General features: G+C 58.3%; 12 protein-coding genes. 1 reads left to right on the top strand and 11 read right to left on the bottom strand.

The genetic code is table 11. The features are described from left to right. Positions 1-30 precede the first annotated feature (30 nt). The 11 genes from LC094_RS20630 to urtA all read right to left on the bottom strand — a co-directional run bounded on the left by LC094_RS20630 (position 31) and on the right by urtA (position 13477). Positions 31-1041 carry an ABC transporter ATP-binding protein gene (locus LC094_RS20630; RefSeq protein WP_226554676.1) on the bottom strand — a complete coding sequence of 337 codons (1011 nt, stop codon included), beginning with the start codon at positions 1039-1041 and terminating at the stop codon, positions 31-33. Positions 1042-1044: 3 nt separating this feature from the next. Then, positions 1045-2316, bottom strand: coding sequence for an MGH1-like glycoside hydrolase domain-containing protein (locus tag LC094_RS20625; RefSeq protein ID WP_226554675.1), 1272 nt, complete (start codon positions 2314-2316; stop codon positions 1045-1047). Beyond that, positions 2313-3524 (bottom strand): ABC transporter permease subunit, encoded by a 1212-nt coding sequence (locus LC094_RS20620; protein ID WP_226554674.1) that lies wholly within the window; start codon positions 3522-3524, stop codon positions 2313-2315. Before LC094_RS20620 ends, LC094_RS20625 begins: the two co-directional genes overlap by 4 nt. Beyond that, positions 3521-4768: a sugar ABC transporter permease gene (locus LC094_RS20615; RefSeq protein ID WP_226554673.1), complete on the bottom strand. Its 1248-nt coding sequence runs from the start codon at positions 4766-4768 to the stop codon at positions 3521-3523. Before LC094_RS20615 ends, LC094_RS20620 begins: the two co-directional genes overlap by 4 nt. Before the next feature lie 61 nt (positions 4769-4829). Beyond that, positions 4830-6179, bottom strand: a complete 1350-nt coding sequence (locus LC094_RS20610; protein ID WP_226554672.1) for an ABC transporter substrate-binding protein — start codon at positions 6177-6179, stop codon at positions 4830-4832. A gap of 24 nt (positions 6180-6203) precedes the next feature. Beyond that, positions 6204-7325, bottom strand: coding sequence for a LacI family DNA-binding transcriptional regulator (locus tag LC094_RS20605; RefSeq protein WP_226554671.1), 1122 nt, complete (start codon positions 7323-7325; stop codon positions 6204-6206). A gap of 136 nt (positions 7326-7461) precedes the next feature. After that, on the bottom strand, positions 7462-8160 hold the full coding sequence (gene urtE / locus LC094_RS20600) for an urea ABC transporter ATP-binding subunit UrtE (protein WP_226554670.1): 699 nt from the start codon (positions 8158-8160) through the stop codon (positions 7462-7464). Between the two features lie 12 nt (positions 8161-8172). Continuing rightward, entirely contained in the window at positions 8173-8922 is a 750-nt protein-coding gene (urtD, locus tag LC094_RS20595; RefSeq protein ID WP_226554669.1) for an urea ABC transporter ATP-binding protein UrtD, read from the bottom strand. Further along, positions 8919-10145: an urea ABC transporter permease subunit UrtC gene (urtC, locus tag LC094_RS20590; protein ID WP_226554668.1), complete on the bottom strand. Its 1227-nt coding sequence runs from the start codon at positions 10143-10145 to the stop codon at positions 8919-8921. The genes urtD and urtC overlap by 4 nt, the downstream gene beginning before the upstream one ends. 14 nt (positions 10146-10159) lie before the next feature. After that, on the bottom strand, positions 10160-12115 hold the full coding sequence (gene urtB, locus LC094_RS20585; RefSeq protein ID WP_226554667.1) for an urea ABC transporter permease subunit UrtB: 1956 nt from the start codon (positions 12113-12115) through the stop codon (positions 10160-10162). 66 nt (positions 12116-12181) lie between these two features. Then, positions 12182-13477: an urea ABC transporter substrate-binding protein gene (gene urtA, locus LC094_RS20580; RefSeq protein ID WP_226554666.1), complete on the bottom strand. Its 1296-nt coding sequence runs from the start codon at positions 13475-13477 to the stop codon at positions 12182-12184. Between the two features lie 524 nt (positions 13478-14001). Between urtA and LC094_RS20575 the strand changes: the two genes are divergently transcribed. Continuing rightward, on the top strand, positions 14002-16806 hold the full coding sequence (locus LC094_RS20575; RefSeq protein WP_226554665.1) for a HAMP domain-containing methyl-accepting chemotaxis protein: 2805 nt from the start codon (positions 14002-14004) through the stop codon (positions 16804-16806). The last annotated feature ends 74 nt before the right edge of the window (positions 16807-16880 follow it).

Below are 16880 nucleotides of genomic sequence, written 5' to 3'. Positions count from 1 at the left end.
CCTGCCGTTTTTCATTAGTGGTTGAATGACTTACCGGATCGCCAAACCGGCCTCATCAAACAAATGCGTGCGGCCCTCGCCGAATTTAAGCCCAACCTTTTCGCCCGGCTGATGCGGCGCATCGCCCAGATCGCGAATGGTCATCTGCCCCGCGCCATTCTCCGCATCAACGATGATGTAGGTGTCGGCGCCCAAGTATTCGACCACATCCACCGTGCCATCGAGATCGCCCTCGCCGGGCGCGACGATGGCGATATGTTCCGGGCGAATGCCCAGGTCTTTGCCCTTGTCGCCCAGCCCCAATGAGGTCGCCGGAATGACGTTCATTTTCGGACTGCCGATGAACTGCGCCACGAAGAGGTTGCCGGGGCGTTCATATAGCTCTTTCGGCGAGCCGACCTGCGCGATTTTACCGGCCTCCAACACGACGATACGGTCGGCGAGCGTCATGGCCTCGACCTGATCGTGGGTCACATAGATCATCGTGGATTTCAGCGAGCGGTGCAGTTTCGCTAGCTCGTAGCGCATCTCGACCCGCAGCGCTGCGTCCAAATTCGAGAGCGGTTCGTCAAAGAGAAACGCCGTCGGATCACGCACGATGGAGCGGCCAATGGCGACACGTTGCCGTTGCCCGCCGGAGAGGTCTTTCGGACGGCGGTCGAGATAGTCGTCGAGCTTCAAAACCCGCGCGGCCTCGTCGACCTTTTGCTTGATCACATCCTTCGGCTCACCAGCGGCCTTGAGAGCAAAGCCCACATTATCGCGCACCGACATATGCGGGTAGAGCGCGTAAGACTGGAACACCATCGCGAGACCGCGTTTCGACGGCGGCTCGGCGGTGGCGTCACGCTCACCCACGAAAATCTTGCCGCGAGAGGTCTCTTCCAGCCCCGCGATCATCCGCAAGAGCGTGGATTTGCCGCAACCGGACGGCCCCACGAAAATGATGAATTCGCCCTCGTCAATCTTGAGATCAACGCCCTTGATCACCTGTACGTCGCCGAACCATTTCTCGACGGCCTGTAGCTCAATGCTCGACATCGCTTACTCCTTCACAGTCTGTTGCGGGGCACGGGTCTGACCGCACCACGTCAGCCAGACGGCAGCCGTCCAGCCAAAGGAGGCCCCGCCACAGGGCGTGCCATCCATCGGATCGTAATATTCCCAAAACCCACCGCCCTCGATGAGGCGGGCTGTCTCGTCGCGAAGCCGCGCTTCGGCCTCTGTGCGGCCCATGTCCTTGAGCCCCATGGCGATGAGCGAATTGACCACCGGCCATGTCGGCCCACGCCAATAGCGCCGCGGTTCGAACCGCTCGCTGTCCGGGTCGGCGGAGGGGATGCCGTAGGACACCTTGTCCCAAATCCGCGCGAAATGGGCATCGAGCGCGGGACGCGACACGCCCGCGAGATAGGCCAGAAAAGCCCCCGATCCCAAGACATTGGCGAATTTTCCGGTCCGCATGTCATAGGCATCGAACCAGCCTTTTTCCGCGTTCCACATCTTGTCTAACCCCTCGCGGAGCTGCGCCTCTTGCGCCTGCAATATGGTTACATCCTCGCCCAAGATGCGCCCCAAGGCGATCAGGTCAGAGAAGGCCCGCAAGAGCACAAAGGTGATCCCCGGATCGGCCATCAGAAAGGGCCCGTTCTCGACCATCTCCCGGTCGTCCCAATTCACGGAGCGCCCAAAGGCCAGGATCGCCAGATAGCGGTCATAATCCCATTTCTGCGGGCGCTCCTCCACCTTCACGTGCGTGGTGTCACGGCGCAGATAGGGGTCATCCTCATTGATCGCGATGCCCTCCATGCCGAGGTCCCAATCGGGGCAATTGTCCCGCCCGCTCTCCCACGGATGGATGATCGCGACAGGCCCGTCTTTGCAGCGTTCCCTGATCCACCAATCATGCCAGGCGACCAGTTTCGGATAGAGCGTTTTGACATGCGACAGCCCCGCCTCAGGGTTCTTCTCATAGATTTTCCGAATGAGCGTCGCGGCCACGGGGGGCTGCGAAATGCCCGAGGTCGGCGGCTCATGGGTCGCGCCCCAGACCTTTGGCCCCGGAAAATAATCCGGGTCGACCTTATGGAAAATGATATGCGGCACCATGCCGGTGTCCCATTGCGAGGCGAACAGCAGATGTACCTCCTGCCAGGCTCGCGCCATGTCGAAGGTCGCATAGCCCCAAGCGGAAAACATACTGTCCCAGTTCCACTGATAGGGATAAAGCCGCGCCGTCGGGATGGTATAGCCGCCGCGATCATTGCCCAAGAGGACATCGCGGGCGGCTTGGTCGATGGGGTTTTGAAACGTCATCCTTTCACACTCCCCGCCGTCAGACCCTTGGTCATGAATTTCTCCAGCCCCAAGAACAGCGCCATGATCGGCACGGTGGCGATCACCGAACCAGCCATGAGGTGTTGCCGTGGAATTTCTGACGAGTTGAGCGAGGCGATGCCGCGCGTCAGGGTGAATTTCGACGGATCATCCAAGAGCATGAAGGCCAAGAGGAACTCGTTCCACGCGATCATGAAGACGTAAAGCGACACGGAGGCGAGCGCGGGAAGGCTGAGCGGAAGGGTGATTTTCCAGATCACCTGTAGCCTTGAAAGCCCGTCCATCAGGCCCGCCTCTTCGATCTCTGCGGGCAACCCGCGGAAGTAGCCTTGGAGCATATACAAAGCCACCGGGATCGTCGTCACCGGGTAGATCATGACGATGCCGGTGATCGAATTGCGCAGCCCCATCATCGAAAACGCGATGTAAATCGGCAGCGCCAGAACGATCATCGGCACCATGTAGATCAAGAGGATAGACCGCGAAAACGCCGCCTGCCCCCGGAACCGAAGCCGCGCCACGGCATAGGCACCGGGGATCGCGAACAGCAGCGTGATGAACACGGTCAGCACGGAGATGTAGAAAGACGTCCACAAATAGGAGCCGAAATTGAACTCCGTGATCAGCTCGACATAGGAGCGGAAGAGGCCCCAGCCCTGCGACAGATCGATGGAGAAATCCAAGGGGTTCTGCATCAGCTGCGCCTGATTTTTCAGGCTGGTCATCACCATCACATAGAAGGGTATGACCACGATGGCCGTGAAGAAAATATAGCCAAAGCCCCTAAGCGTGCGGATCACCGCATCCTCAAACTCATGCCGGGTCAAAGCGCCCATGGTCAGCTCTTCGACGAAGACCTTGAGTGGCCAGCCGATGCCGACCCCCATGAACAGAGCCGCCGCCACGCGCGCGACCAAGGAGACATTGCCAGTCAGAACCGGCCCGATCCCAAGCGACAAGGTGACGAAATAGGCCACAGTGAGTAGAGCGGAGGCGACGAATGTCGTCCCGCCCCAGACAAGCGCCAATCCAGTGGGAATGCCGAAGATCACGGACCACGTCAGAGAGGGTCGGAACGCTTCACCGGTGGCAAAACTCATCGCCACGGCAACGGTCACCGCGATGACGAACGTCCACAAAACGCCCAAGGCGGGGCCGGTGAGATATCCAAAACGGAGGTGTTTCATAGCCCTTCCTCCTTCGACATGAATTTGAAGAAGAACACGGAGAAGAGCAGCAGACAGGCAAAGATCACCACGGCCACCGCAGCACCCGCGCCGATGTTCGACACTGCAAAGGCCTGTTCATAGACATTCACGGTCAAAACTCGTGTTCCCGCGTTGCCGCCGGTCAAAAGGAAAATGTCGTCGAACTTGTTGAAGGTCCAAATAAAGCGCAACAGGAAGAGCACCGAGAGAATGCCCAAAAGCTGCGGCAGGCTGAGATACCAGAACTGCTGGAACGGCGAGGCACCATCCATATCGGCGGCCTCATACATATCGGTCGAGATCGACTGCATCCGGGCGAGGATGAACAGGAACGACAGCGGGAAATAGCGCCAAATCTCGAAGAGCGTCACCATGATCAGCGCCAGGGGCCGTTCACCAAAGAAGTTGATCGCCTGATCCATCACCCCCATCTGCACCAAAAGCGCATTGGCGGAGCCGGAGAAAGGGTCGAAGAGCAAAATCCACGCGAAGGCCACGGCGATCACCGGCGCCACGTAGGGGAAGAGGTAAAGTCCGCGCAAAATGCCTTGGCCCCTGAAAGAGTGATTGAGCAGCAAGGAGGCGAAAAGCCCCATGACCAGCGCGCCCACCGTGCCAAAGACCGTGTAAAACAGGGTCACTCCAAGAACGGAAAAGAACTCGCCTCCGTCAAAAACGGACACAAAGTTCTTCAAAGTGAACTCATTGTTGGTGAGCACGAAAGAGGCCTTGCCATTGACCTCTACCGGCGTGTCCTCGACATCGCCCACCGTGTCGAACCACGCCTGTTCGGTCACGACAGGGATGTTCAGCGTCTCACGATAGCCGCCCTCCCAATCGCCCAGATCACAGGACAAAATCCCTTCTGCGATCTCACAACGCGGGTCCAACTCCCCCGCTAATGTCAGCCCCTCTGGCCATGTGTCTTCCAATGTCACGCCCGTGATTTCGGAACTCGGAGAGGAGTTGCGCAGCCGGTATCGAAGCGTCGCCTCATCACCCGGCGCCGCAGGGCGGCCCCGCAGGTCTTCGCGCACGACCGTATCCGGCGCCCGCAAATCCGACAGTGAGACGGGTTTCACGGAAATCCAGAAGATCGCCAAAAGCGGCAAAAGCACGACCAGTGAAACGGCTAGAATCGTAGGGGTCAAAAGGCCCCAGGCAAGGCGCGCCTCGGAACGGGCCAAAGGCCCGGCCCCGCGCGGAGGTCCGATGTCCGACATGGAAAACTCCCTGTCTGTCCTGAAAGTTAGGGGGCGCGTGAGCCGCACCCCCGAAAGGCGCTTATTCGATCGCGCCCAGTTCGGCGTTCATCTCGGCCACGGCCGCCGCCGCGTCGATTTCACCGTCGATATATTCGCGCACCACGCGGTTGATGACCTGAGAGTTGATCATCTTGGAGGCGAGCGTCAGTTGACCTTCGGTCACACCCCAACGCTGAGCAACGTCGAGACCGCCTACGATTTCGTCGATCATGTCCTGCGCATAAAGATCGCCCAGCGGCGCTTTGCGGTCCACACCGGCGGGAAGCTCTGCCCATGCCTTGGCGAAGAGCTCCGGGTCATCAGCCGTGCCACGACGCACCGGGAATTTGCCCTCGGGCGCGATGGACAGAGTTTGAGTATAGCCCTCATCCATGGAATACATCACGAATTCCTCGGCAGCATCCGTATCCGCATCCGACGTGATGCCGAAATAGCGGATGTCACCCCAAGCCGCGCCGTCCGGGTTGGACGGACCGGAGAAGGTCGTCACGATGCCGGTTTTCGAGGCCAATTCGCCAGAGGTCGGATCGTCGTTGATCGTGGGCGGCGAGCTGTCGCGCAGACCGGCCAGCTCATCGAGGATGAAGGGCGACCAGATGATCATCGCCGCATTTCCGGAGAAGTAGAGCGTGCGGGACTGGTCCCAATAGAGATCACCCGGAGGCGAGGCTTCGGCGATGGCTTTATAGAAATCAAGCACTTCGGTGGTTTTCGCCTCATCCAAAGGCGCGAAACCACCCTCGTCCACCGGGCTCACACCATTGGCAAGGAAGACATGTTCCAACACCTGCGACATGAAGTTTTCGTCCACTTTGGTCGCGGCAACGAAGCCATACATTTCCGGCGGGTTGTGGAGTTTTTCAAGAGCCGCTTCGACAGCGGCATAAGAGGTCGGCGCCTCAAGTCCCGCTTCGTCGAAGAGGTCCTTGCGATAGACGATCATCTGGGTCCAGCCATCGACCGGCACGGAGGCATAGCCGTCGTCCATCGCCGCCATGCCCAGAGCGCCGGGGGCGAAGGTGTCGACGCCCAACTCTTCGATCACGTCGGTGGCGGCATCCATATCGAGGATCCCCGCCTCGGCCCAAGGCAGCGCATATTGCAGCGTGTGATAGATCACATCCGGCAAATCACCCGCAGCAAAGGCGGCAGTGGCCCGCGTACCAAGCTCGGCCTCGGTCACCGGGATCACTTCGACGGCCGTGCCGGTTTTCTCTTCGAACGCCTTGGCCATCTCTTCTTGTTTCGCCAAACGATCCGGCTGTTCCTCGGTGGTCCAGAACCGCAACGTGTCGGCACTTGCCGCAAAGCTGGTCAACGCAAGCGCGGTCGCCGCCGTTGTCAAAAGGATGTGTTTTTTCAGTGTCATCGCTCTCTCCCTGAGTTGATGCATTCAATCGTTACGACTGCGATCCACCGACAGGCGGATCACATGATGCGCCAGTTCTTCTGGCGTCTTGTCCGGACGGCCCGTCGAGCCTCCCGGACGAAATTCTGCGGCAATGAGATCTTGTTGAAGCGGTGCATTGAGATCGCGCACCCGCGCCATGAGCATCGCGCCCAAAGCCGCGCCGGCTTTGCGGTTGTCGACAGCAAAGGTGGCCAAACGTGGCCACATCGCCTGCGCCTCGGGGGAACCGTCATAGCCGATGACCGAAAGGTCCGAGCCAATCTTGAGCCCCATCTCATGGGCGACGTCATAGACCCCGCGCGCCAGAGTATCGGTGGCGCAGAGAATAGCAGTGGGAGGACGCGCCATCGCCAACACCTGACGCGTGGCCTTGGCGGCTTCTTCCGGGTCCAGCACCTCTTCGATCATCAAGGCCGGGTCAAACACCAAGCCTTCCTGCTCAAGTCCCGCGCGATAACCGTCGCGGCGCAGATGCGAATAGGCGTAATGGCTGGCAGAGCCGATATAAGCGATCCGCTCATGCCCCAGCTGCGCCAGCCACGTCACAGCCTCGGCCATGGAAGCCTCACTCAACGCATCAAAATAGGATGTCTCAGCGTGATTTTTGCTGCGACCATAGCAAATATACGGTGCATTTTCGCGATCCAGAAAGGCGATGCGCGGATCATCCCATAATACGCGCGGCAAGATGAAGCCATCGGCTTTGCGGTGCAAAATCAGGTCGCGCATGATCCGCAAGGTATCGCCCTCACTCTCAGAGGTCGCGATGGTGAGCGTCCACCCCTCAGCAGAGGCGGCTTGGGTCAATCCGGCAAGGAATTCGGCCAGAAACGGCGCGTGGGCGTCATGTTCGGACAGCTCGATCACGAGCCCCAAAGAACAGCTGCGCCCTGTCTTGATCGCCTGCGCCTGGCTCAAAGGACGATAGCCCATCGCCTGTGCAGCACGAATGACACGAATGCGGGTGGTTTCGGAAATATCCGGATACCCGTTCAACGCACGGGAGACTGTTCCCTTCGTCAGACTGAGCGCCTGAGAAAGATCGGTGATCGTCACCCGCGCATTGTCGCGGGAGCGTCGATCCGGTTTTACGTCTGACCTCACCTGATTCGCCTCCTCCTCATCACAAGAAACTCCGAAACCGGTTTCGGCAATGCGTTTTTATCAAATAGTCCATTTCGGCACTGCGGCAAACTTGCTGCGCCGCCAAAATGGAAGCTATTGATTGGAGGGGAGTTTTTCAGGCGATGCGGAAGACCTTAGCCGCCTCTTCCTTGGAAATATTGGCCTTGTCATGGGTCGAGGTCACGCGCCCCCGCTCCATGAAAACAAGGCTGTCGGCGAGGTCGTAAGCGAACTCGAAATACTGTTCGACCAGTACAATCGCCATGTCGCCACGGTCCCGCAAAAGCGAGATCACGCGACCGATTTGCTGGATGATATTGGGCTGAATCCCCTCGGTCGGCTCATCCAGAAGCAAAAGCTTTGGCTTGATGATCAACGCGCGGGCGATGGCCAATTGCTGTTGCTGCCCGCCGGACAAATCGCCGCCGCGCCGGTGCATGAACTCCTTGAGGATCGGGAACAGCTCGAAGATTTCATCGGGGATAAAATGTTCGGATTTCGGCAAACATGTGAACCCGCTTTCAAGGTTTTCCTTCACTGTCAAAAGCGGAAAAATCATCCGACCCTGAGGCACCACGGCGAGGCCTTTCTTCGCCAAATCATGCGCAGGCACACGCCCGACATCTTCGCCGTCGAGCATCATCGAGCCGCCAGACCGCGGTTGGGTGCCGGAGATCGCCTTGAGCAAGGAGGTCTTGCCCACGCCATTGGTGCCCATGACGCATGTGACCTTTCCGGCTTCGGCCGAAATGTCCACGTCATAAAGGATTTGCGAGCCGCCGTAGTGGAGAGAGAGGTTTTTCACATCGAGCATGGTAGTCTCTCCTTATCGGCCCAAATAGACGTCAATCACGTCTTGGTTTTGCGTCACGTGATCAAGCGAACCCTCTGCCAGAACCGATCCTTCATGCAGCACGGTCACCTTGCAGTCGAGCCGCCGGACGAACTCCATATCGTGTTCGACCACCACCACGGCGCGGGTTTTCGCGGCCTCTTTCAGGATATCCGTCGTATGTTCGCGCTCGCCCAAGGTCATGCCTGCGGCGGGTTCATCGACCAGCAATAGCTTCGGGTCCTGCGCCAAAAGCATGCCGATCTCCAGCCATTGCTTTTGTCCGTGCGACAGCTCACCGGATTTGCGCTCCAATTGATCGGACAGACCGATCTCGGCGGCAAGTTCCTCGACCTTTGCCAAATCCTTGAACTTCGGACGAAAGAACAGAACCTTGAGCGGATTGCGGTCGTTTTTGACCGCCATCAGCAGGTTTTCGAACACGGTCTGATCCTCGAACACCGTCGGGCGCTGAAACTTGCGCCCGATTCCGGCGCGGGCAATCTTGGCCTCGTTCATGCCGATCAGATTGCGCGACAGCTCGCCCCAGAGAACCTTGCCCTCATCGGGTTTCGTCTTGCCCGTGACAATATCCATAAAGGTCGTCTTGCCCGCCCCGTTGGGTCCAATGATGGCGCGCATTTCAGCCGGACCAATAGCAAAGGACAGGTTGTTGATCGCCTTGAACCCATCGAAAGAGACGGAAATGCCGGAGACTTCCAGAAGTGTGCCTGTATTGCTCATTTCTCCGCCTCCTCTTCACGCAGGCTGCCTTTGTCAGGGCCAAGCGGCACGCCGTGCCGGTTCGGCGACATGCGGTCCGTGATCAGATCGAAGAGACCGCCGATGCCTTTCGGTGCGAACAGGGTGACCAAAACGAAGGACAGGCCCAGAAACACCAACCACCAATCGACCCATTTGATCGTGTAAAATCCGAGGCTGATGTCGGGTGCCTGCCCGCCGGTGAAATAGGTCGAGACCAGCGAGACAAAAGCCGCGCCGATCACCGCACCGTAGATGCGGCCCCGTCCGCCGATGGCGACCCAGACCGCGAGATAGATGGAGGCGATAGGGGCGATCTCGGCGGGGTTGATGATGCCCGCTTGCGGATAATAGAGCGCACCGCCGATGGCCGCGATCACGGCAGTGAGGGTGAAGACGAAAAGCTTGAAGCCTTCGACGGAGTAGCCAAGGAACCGCACCCGCGCCTCGTCGTCGCGGATGCCGCGAATGACGGAGCCGAATTTGCCGGAGACGATGAAGGCAGCGATCAGGTAAGTGAGCAGAAGCGCGAAGGCCGAGGCCCAGAAGAACCAGATCGAGATATTGTCCTGCGAAATCGCATCCGCGCCGGGCAGGTTTTGCAGGCCCGAAAGACCATTATTGCCACGCAGGCCGCTGTCGTTCTGGAACAGGTAGAGCGAGAGCGCCAGCGTCATCGCTTGGGTCAGGATCGAGAGGTAAACGCCCGTGACCCGCGAGCGGAAGGCCAGCCAGCCGAAGACCAGCGCGAGAAGGCCGGGGACCAATACGACCAAGGCGATCTGCGCCCAGAAACTATGCGCAAAACTCCAGATCAATGGGAAATCAGACGAGCCGACGACACCGAAAATCTGCGTCCCGATGGCGTCCGAGATCTCCGAGGGCGTGGGCGGAATGGGCGCATTCGCCATGCTCTCGATCACGATGATCTCGGTGCGTGCATACATCAGCCACATGCCGATCATATAACCGCCCAGCCCGAAGAAGGCGAAATGTCCGAGCGACAGGATGCCCGTGTAGCCCCAGACCAGATCCATCGCGATGGCCACCAGAGCGAGGCAGAGCGTCTTGCCCAATGTCTTGACGAAAGAGGTCGAAAGCGCGCCGGTGCCATAGGCCTCCGACATGAAGGTGACCGCGAGGGTGAAGATCGCGAGGAGCGCAATGAACACCATAAGGGAGGGGTTTTTCTTGAACATAGTCATGTCTTTAATCCCTCTTAATCGCCAGCGGCCCGGCCCTTGAGAGCGATGATGCCCTTGGGTCGGAACTGAATGAAAATGATGATGAAGACGATCATATAGGTCTGGGCCGCCAACGTATTGGACGGGTTGAACCATTCGATGCCCTTTTGCAGGAAGCCAATCATGGTCGCGCCCAAAAGCGTGCCCCAGATGTTGCCAACACCGCCGACGACCACAGTCATAAAGCTTTGAACGATATAGTCAGAGCCCAGCTCGGAGGTGACTTTCGCGTACAACCCGATGGCCACCCCGGCGATACCCGCGATACCCGACCCGAGGCCGAAGGTAAGCATGTTCACCTTGTCCGGGTTGATGCCCATGGAGGCGGCCATACGCGGGTTCTGCGTCACGGCGCGAGTCTCAAGGCCCAGACGGGTTTTCTTCATGATAAAGAGGAAGACGCCCAGGAAGATCAGCGCGAGGATGAAGATCGCGATGCGAATGTAAGAAATCGACACCACATCGTTGAAAGACAGCGCGCCATCGAGCCACCCCGGAGAGGTCAGCGGGCGGGCCTGGGTGCCGAAAATGTTTTTCGCCAACTGTTGCAGCGCGATGGACACACCGAAGGTCGCCAAAAGCGTTTCCAGAGGCCGGTTATAAAGCCAGCGAATGATCAGCCGCTCCATCGCCACCCCGGCAGCAAAGGTGACGGCAAAGGCCAGAGGGATCGCGAGGAGGATCGAGACGGTGTAATCCGGCACGATCTGTTGCACGACATAGCCGGTGTAGGCCCCCATCATGATGAATTCGCCATGCGCCATGTTGATCACGCCCATGACGCCAAAGGTGATCGCCAACCCGATGGCAGCGAGGAAATAGATCGAGGCGAGAGACAGGCCATCGAGAGAAAGATCGAAAAACTGGTTCAGCCCCACGGCACGGTTGATCGACGCAAGCGTCCCCTCCGCCGCCCCGGTGACCGCCTGTGACGGCTCATCGTAAACCTCGACAAAGCTCACGCCCGTGACCGCCGCCTCCATCGTGAAATTCGGATCGAAGGCGGGCACAAAACCCTCTTGCGCCAGCGCGGCATAGGCCCGGTCGCGGGCCTCTTGCGTGTTCAGATCGGCCAAGGGCACACCTGCGACGGCGCCATTTTCGACATGGGTTTCGAGGGCGGCTTTGCGCTCGGATACACTCGGCTGGGTCTCGATCACGCCTGCGGAGACCAAGAGATCATACGCCGCCTCAACCGAAAGATCACGCGACCCGGCGCGCAACTCGCGTTTGACATTGGCCGCCTCGGACAGGCCCTCTGCGGGCAAGATCTTGGTCGAAATCACCGGATTGAGGGCCGCCCGCGCGTCCAATGAAAGCGACCCTTTGAAACCTTCGATGGCTTCGACCCGCGCGGCGTCATCGGGGTCATAAGAAATGGTCAAAAGCCGTTCGGCGGTCTCTTTGAGCGTTTTGATCGCAGGATCGGTCTCGCCCTCAATCGAGGCCCGCAAAGGAGCAAGATGCGCGGCTTCGCCATTGCGCTGAATGGCCAAAAGCGCCTCACGTCGCAGGTCAGGATCGGGCGCATTCAGTTGAAACTGCACCAAAGCCGCGCCGATCATCGCACGGATGCCGGAGTTCGGCTTCAGCTGTTCGAGATCGTCTTTCGTGGCGGCACCAACACTTTCTCCCGTGGCAAAATCGATCAAATCATAGGTCGAACTGTCGATACGCTCCGCCTTGAAAAACAACCCGTCGCTTGTGCGTTGCCACATGTCCCTGGCTTGCCAGGCCTGTAACACATCCTGCGCGGCCGGCAGGCCGGAGCCCGCGATGGCGTCAATCGCCGGACCGATGGTGCGACGTGAAGATTGAGAAATGATCTCGGCGTGCTCTTGCAGCACATCCTGAATGGTTCGGTCCTGCGCCTGTGCCGCGAAGCTACAGGACAGCATCAGCAGGCAAGCTGCAATAAGGCTGCGAAGCATGAAATGTCTTTCCGAGCGGGAGGAAGAGAGGGCGAAAACCGCCCTCTCCAGCAGCATCAGGTCAGCTTAGTAGTTGGATTTGAGCTGAACGCAGGTTTCCGTTTCGGTGTTGTACATGCCACAGCCGAGGTCTTTCCAATCGGAGACCAGAACCGCGCTCTCCGGCAGGTAGTCGGTCCATGCGTCCCCCGGCACCTCTTCGGTCTGGGAGATGATGTCGAACTGACCATCGGCAAGGATTTCGCCGATCAGCACCGGTTTCGAGAGGTGATGGTTCACATTCATAATGGCGGTGCCGCCGGTGAGGTTCGGGAATTCCTGGCCGTACATCTCGGCGCGCACGGCATCGACATCGGTGGAGCCGGCGGCTTCGACGGCATTCACCCACATGTTAAAGCCAATGTAATGCGCTTCCATCGGGTCGTTGGTCACACGGGCCTCATCCCCGATAAAAGCATGCCAAGCCTCGATGAAGGCGGCGTTTTCCGGCGTGTCGGCGGACATGAAGTAGTTCCAGGCCGCGAGGTGACCGACGAGGTTGGAGGTGTCGAGACCCGAAAGCTCCTCTTCGCCCACGGAGAAGGCCACGACGGGGATGTCATCGGCAGACACGCCAGCCGCGGCGAGTTCTTTATAGAAACCGATGTTCGCGTCGCCGTTGATGGTGGAGATCACGCCAACCTTCTTGCCGTCTGCGCCAAGTGCGACAACGTCCGCCACGATCTTGGACCAATCGGAATGGCCGAAGGGGGTGTAGTTCACAAAGATGTCTTCTTCCGCGATGCCTTTGTCTTTCAGATAGGCTTCGAGGATGTTGTTCGTGGTGCGCGGATAGACGTAGTCGGTGCCGAGCAGAGCGAATTTCTCAACACCAAGCTCATCGAGGAAGTAATCCGTCGCAGGGATCGCCTGTTGGTTCGGAGCAGCGCCGGTGTAGAACACGTTCTTGGAAGATTCCTCGCCCTCATATTGCACCGGGTAGAACAGCAGGCCGTTGAGCTCTTCGATCACCGGCAGCACGGATTTGCGCGACACGGAGGTCCAGTTGCCGAACATCACGTCAACATCGTGCACGGTCAGAAGTTCGCGGGCTTTCTCGGCAAACAGCGGCCAGTCGGAGGCCGGGTCGACCACGACGGCTTCGATCTCACAGCCGAGCACGCCGCCTTTGGCGTTCTGCTCCTCGATGAGCATCAGCATGGTGTCTTTCAGCGTGGTTTCCGAAATGGCCATCGTCCCCGACAGCGAATGCAGCACGCCCACTTTCACCGGGCAGTCGGCAGCCATGGCGCCAGAGGCAATCGCGGTGCTTGCAAACAGAGCAGAGGCCAGAGTGGCTTTGAATTGAGTTTTCACTTCCATGTTCCCTTGTTGGAAGCCGCAGAGCTATCGCGCCTCTCACGAATGAGATATCCAGTCTTTTGTTTTTTATGGATAAAACGCCAACAACCCCCTTATGCAGCGTTGAAGATTTACATCTCTTGTGCTTCGACCATAGAGGCTTTCGCACATGTCCCCGCGGCGGGTGGTGATCCATCTGAAACCCTGAGGCCGGAGGTTCCCCTCGCACCGCACAAGAAGTCTGGAGTTGCCCCAAACACGCACACAAGACTGTATACATCTGAGCGGCGCGCAAATGAGCCGGGCCGCGAGCTCCGCCTAAATTTTAATCAACCAAAGCGACCAATGACGCTTTGCTGCGCGTCGCCAAAATCCTCCCAGACCGCAGATGCGTGAGTACGAATCCATCGCCCATCTCTCCGGTTGTGCCAGAAAATAAGGCTCTAAACACAAAATTAGGGGCTTGCTGCCATGATCCATCCGATCGGTTCGACGCCCGGACCGCAAACCGACGTGAAACTAACGACTGGAAAGTGTTGGATCTGATGACGACGACGCGTGACATAAAACATCGTATTGGCAACATTTTCGGCTCTGTCGCAGCCAAAATTCTCGGGATCTTGTTTGCACTGGTGGGCACCACTTTGGCGGCGATTCTCGTCTCCGGCTCCTTGATCTCCACGATCAACGATGAAGCAGAAAATCTGGTCACCTCGTCCCTTCCGCCTCTCGAAACCGCCTCTGAAATTTCAAATGCTGTCTCCTCCCTCAAAGACACCGTGAACACTTTGTTGATCACCAACTCGCATTTGGCGATCCAAACGGCATTGAACGATGTTGAAGAGGCCAGCGCACATCTCCAGAGCCACATGCAAAACGTCGATCGCACGAAATATCCCGGGCTGGATGCAGAAATGGCGACACTCACCACCAATCTCGCAACCTTGGAAGAGGCGCGCGCGCAAGAGCTTGAGGCACAAAAACTGAATATGCAGGCGCTCGCCGCGTTGAGTCAGGATGCCCGCACCCTGAGCGATGACTTGCAAAGCCGCATTGAGGGCGCCTCTTTTTCTCTGCTCATGGCGGGAAACACCGCCAGCTCGAAATCAAGCCGCAACCTGAGCCAATTGCTCAAACGCGATGTCGATGCGCTCAAACTCGCCCTGATGCTGAAAGCTGAACTTAATCTCTCCGTCGGGCTGACCCAGGCCTTGCTTGAAACCAATGATTTCGGTTTGCGCGCTGAGCTTCATGAAAAGGCCCTCGCGGGACAAACCCGTGTCGACGCAATCTTGAACGATATGGAAAAGAACAAAGCCGCCAAAGGATATGTCGACACGCTGCGCGACGCGTTGGCTTTCCCGGGAGAATTCCTGACCCTGTCGCCATCCGAAATGAAAATCCGCGCACGTCTTTTGCATGCGGCTCAAAACGATCTCGACGCCCAAGTGTCCAGCATTGTTGAGCAGACACTGTTCACATTGGATAAGGAAAGTGCCGAGGCCCTAGACACCAATGAGGAGGTGCTCAAAGGTCTTTTGGACACGGATGTGCGTCGCATCACGGATCTGGCCCGCTTTGACACCACCATCAAAACCGTTCTGATCAAAGCCATGCAAGGTGCCGCCTCCAACAACAGCGGTTACATTCAGGCCCTGCAATTCGAAATTGATGAGATCACGCCCAAACTCGAGGCAGATATCGCCGAGCTGCCCAAAGAGCTCCACGCGATCTTGTCCTCCGTTTTGGCTCAGGTGGACCCGAACACCGGCTTGCTCGCCACGCGCCTCAAAACGCTGACCGCACGGAGCGAAGGTTTTCTCGCCACATCCGCCGTCTCTGAGGATTTGTTGGACATTTCCGAGATCGTCGTCCAAATCTCCAGCGATTCCATTGCCGACATCTCGTCCGCAAGCCAGGTTTTGATGTCGACCGCACAGGGTGCGTCGAAAACCATGGGGGGCATCACAGCCTTCGCCATTGCGATTGTCCTGGCGGCCCCCATTCTGACCTATCTCTTCATCATGCGACCGCTCAGCGCCGTCACGGCAAGCACAGAACGTCTGGCCGTTGGGGAAATGTCCGAAATCAAACGCGTCGGCGGACGTTACGGTGAGATTGCACGGCTCTTCTCCGCCCTCAGCGTGTTCCGCAACAACCTTGTAGAAAAGGAACGCATGGAGGCCGAAACCGCCGAGCGCAAACAAAAAGAAGCCGAAGCGAAGGCCCAAGCCGCAGAAGACGAACGAGCACGCGAAGCCGCAGAACAAGACCGTAAAATTGAACAAGAACGTCGGGAAAGAGAACAGGAAGCCCGTGCAGAAGCCGAACGCCGCAAACTCGAAGACGCTGCCGAAGCAGAGCGCAAAGCACGGCATGCCGAGCAGACCATGGTCGTCGACGCTTTGGCCGATGGCCTGCGCCGCCTGTCCAAAGGCGACGTGCGGCTGACCATCGACCAGGTCTTCCCAGATGGCTATGAACAGCTGCGTCAAGACTACAATGCGGCCGTTCTGTCCCTGCGGTCCGTGGTTGAAAAACTCTCAGGAACCTCGCAAACGATCCACACCAACTCGAGCGAAATTTCGAATGCGGCGAATGATCTGTCGCAGCGCACGGAACGCGCCGCCTCGATGTTGGGTGAAACCGCCTCTGCTCTGACCGAATTGACCGCCGCCGTCAAATCCGCAGCCGATGGCGCAGCCTCCGCCAATAACACAGTGAATGGCGCAAAGGCCAATGCGCAAAATGCAAGCACCGTCGTACAGCAAGCGATCTCCGCTATGGACGCGATCTCGGATTCCTCTGAGAAGATTTCGAAAATCATCTCCGTCATCGACGATATCGCGTTCCAGACCAACCTTCTGGCTCTCAATGCCGGCGTCGAAGCCGCACGCGCGGGAGACGCCGGTCGAGGCTTCGCCGTCGTTGCCTCTGAAGTTCGCGCTCTGGCACAAAGATCTTCGGAAGCCGCGCGTGAGATCAATTCTTTGATTTCTGTCTCCGGGCAAGAAGTCGGTCGGGGCGTGACCCTTGTGGATCAGACGGGCGAAGCTCTGCGCTCCATTGTTCAGGATGTATCCGTCATTTCCACCCATATGGCCGAAATCGCCACCTCAGCCGAACAGCAATCGGCCGGCATTTCGGAGATCAACAGCGCCGTTGCCAATCTCGATCAGACCACGCAACAAAACGCGGCCATGTTCGAACAAACGACCGCCGCAAGCTTCTCGCTGGCGAATGAGGCCTCGACGCTCAACGATATTGTCGCACAGTTTGTTTTGAACGACACAGGCAGAGACCAAATGCCTCTGGATGATGAGACAGGTACTGTGTCCTTGGCCTCATAGCCCAGTCAGAGACGAAAGGTGGTGATGCCAAAATACGCAGATGCCTGTCTTTTGTCCCTAAATGACATCACATG

Source organism: Celeribacter naphthalenivorans (assembly GCF_020524585.1).
Lineage (GTDB): Bacteria > Pseudomonadota > Alphaproteobacteria > Rhodobacterales > Rhodobacteraceae > Celeribacter > Celeribacter naphthalenivorans.
Note: the sequence above shows the minus strand (reverse complement) of the source record. Positions and strands in the feature narration are given on the sequence as shown.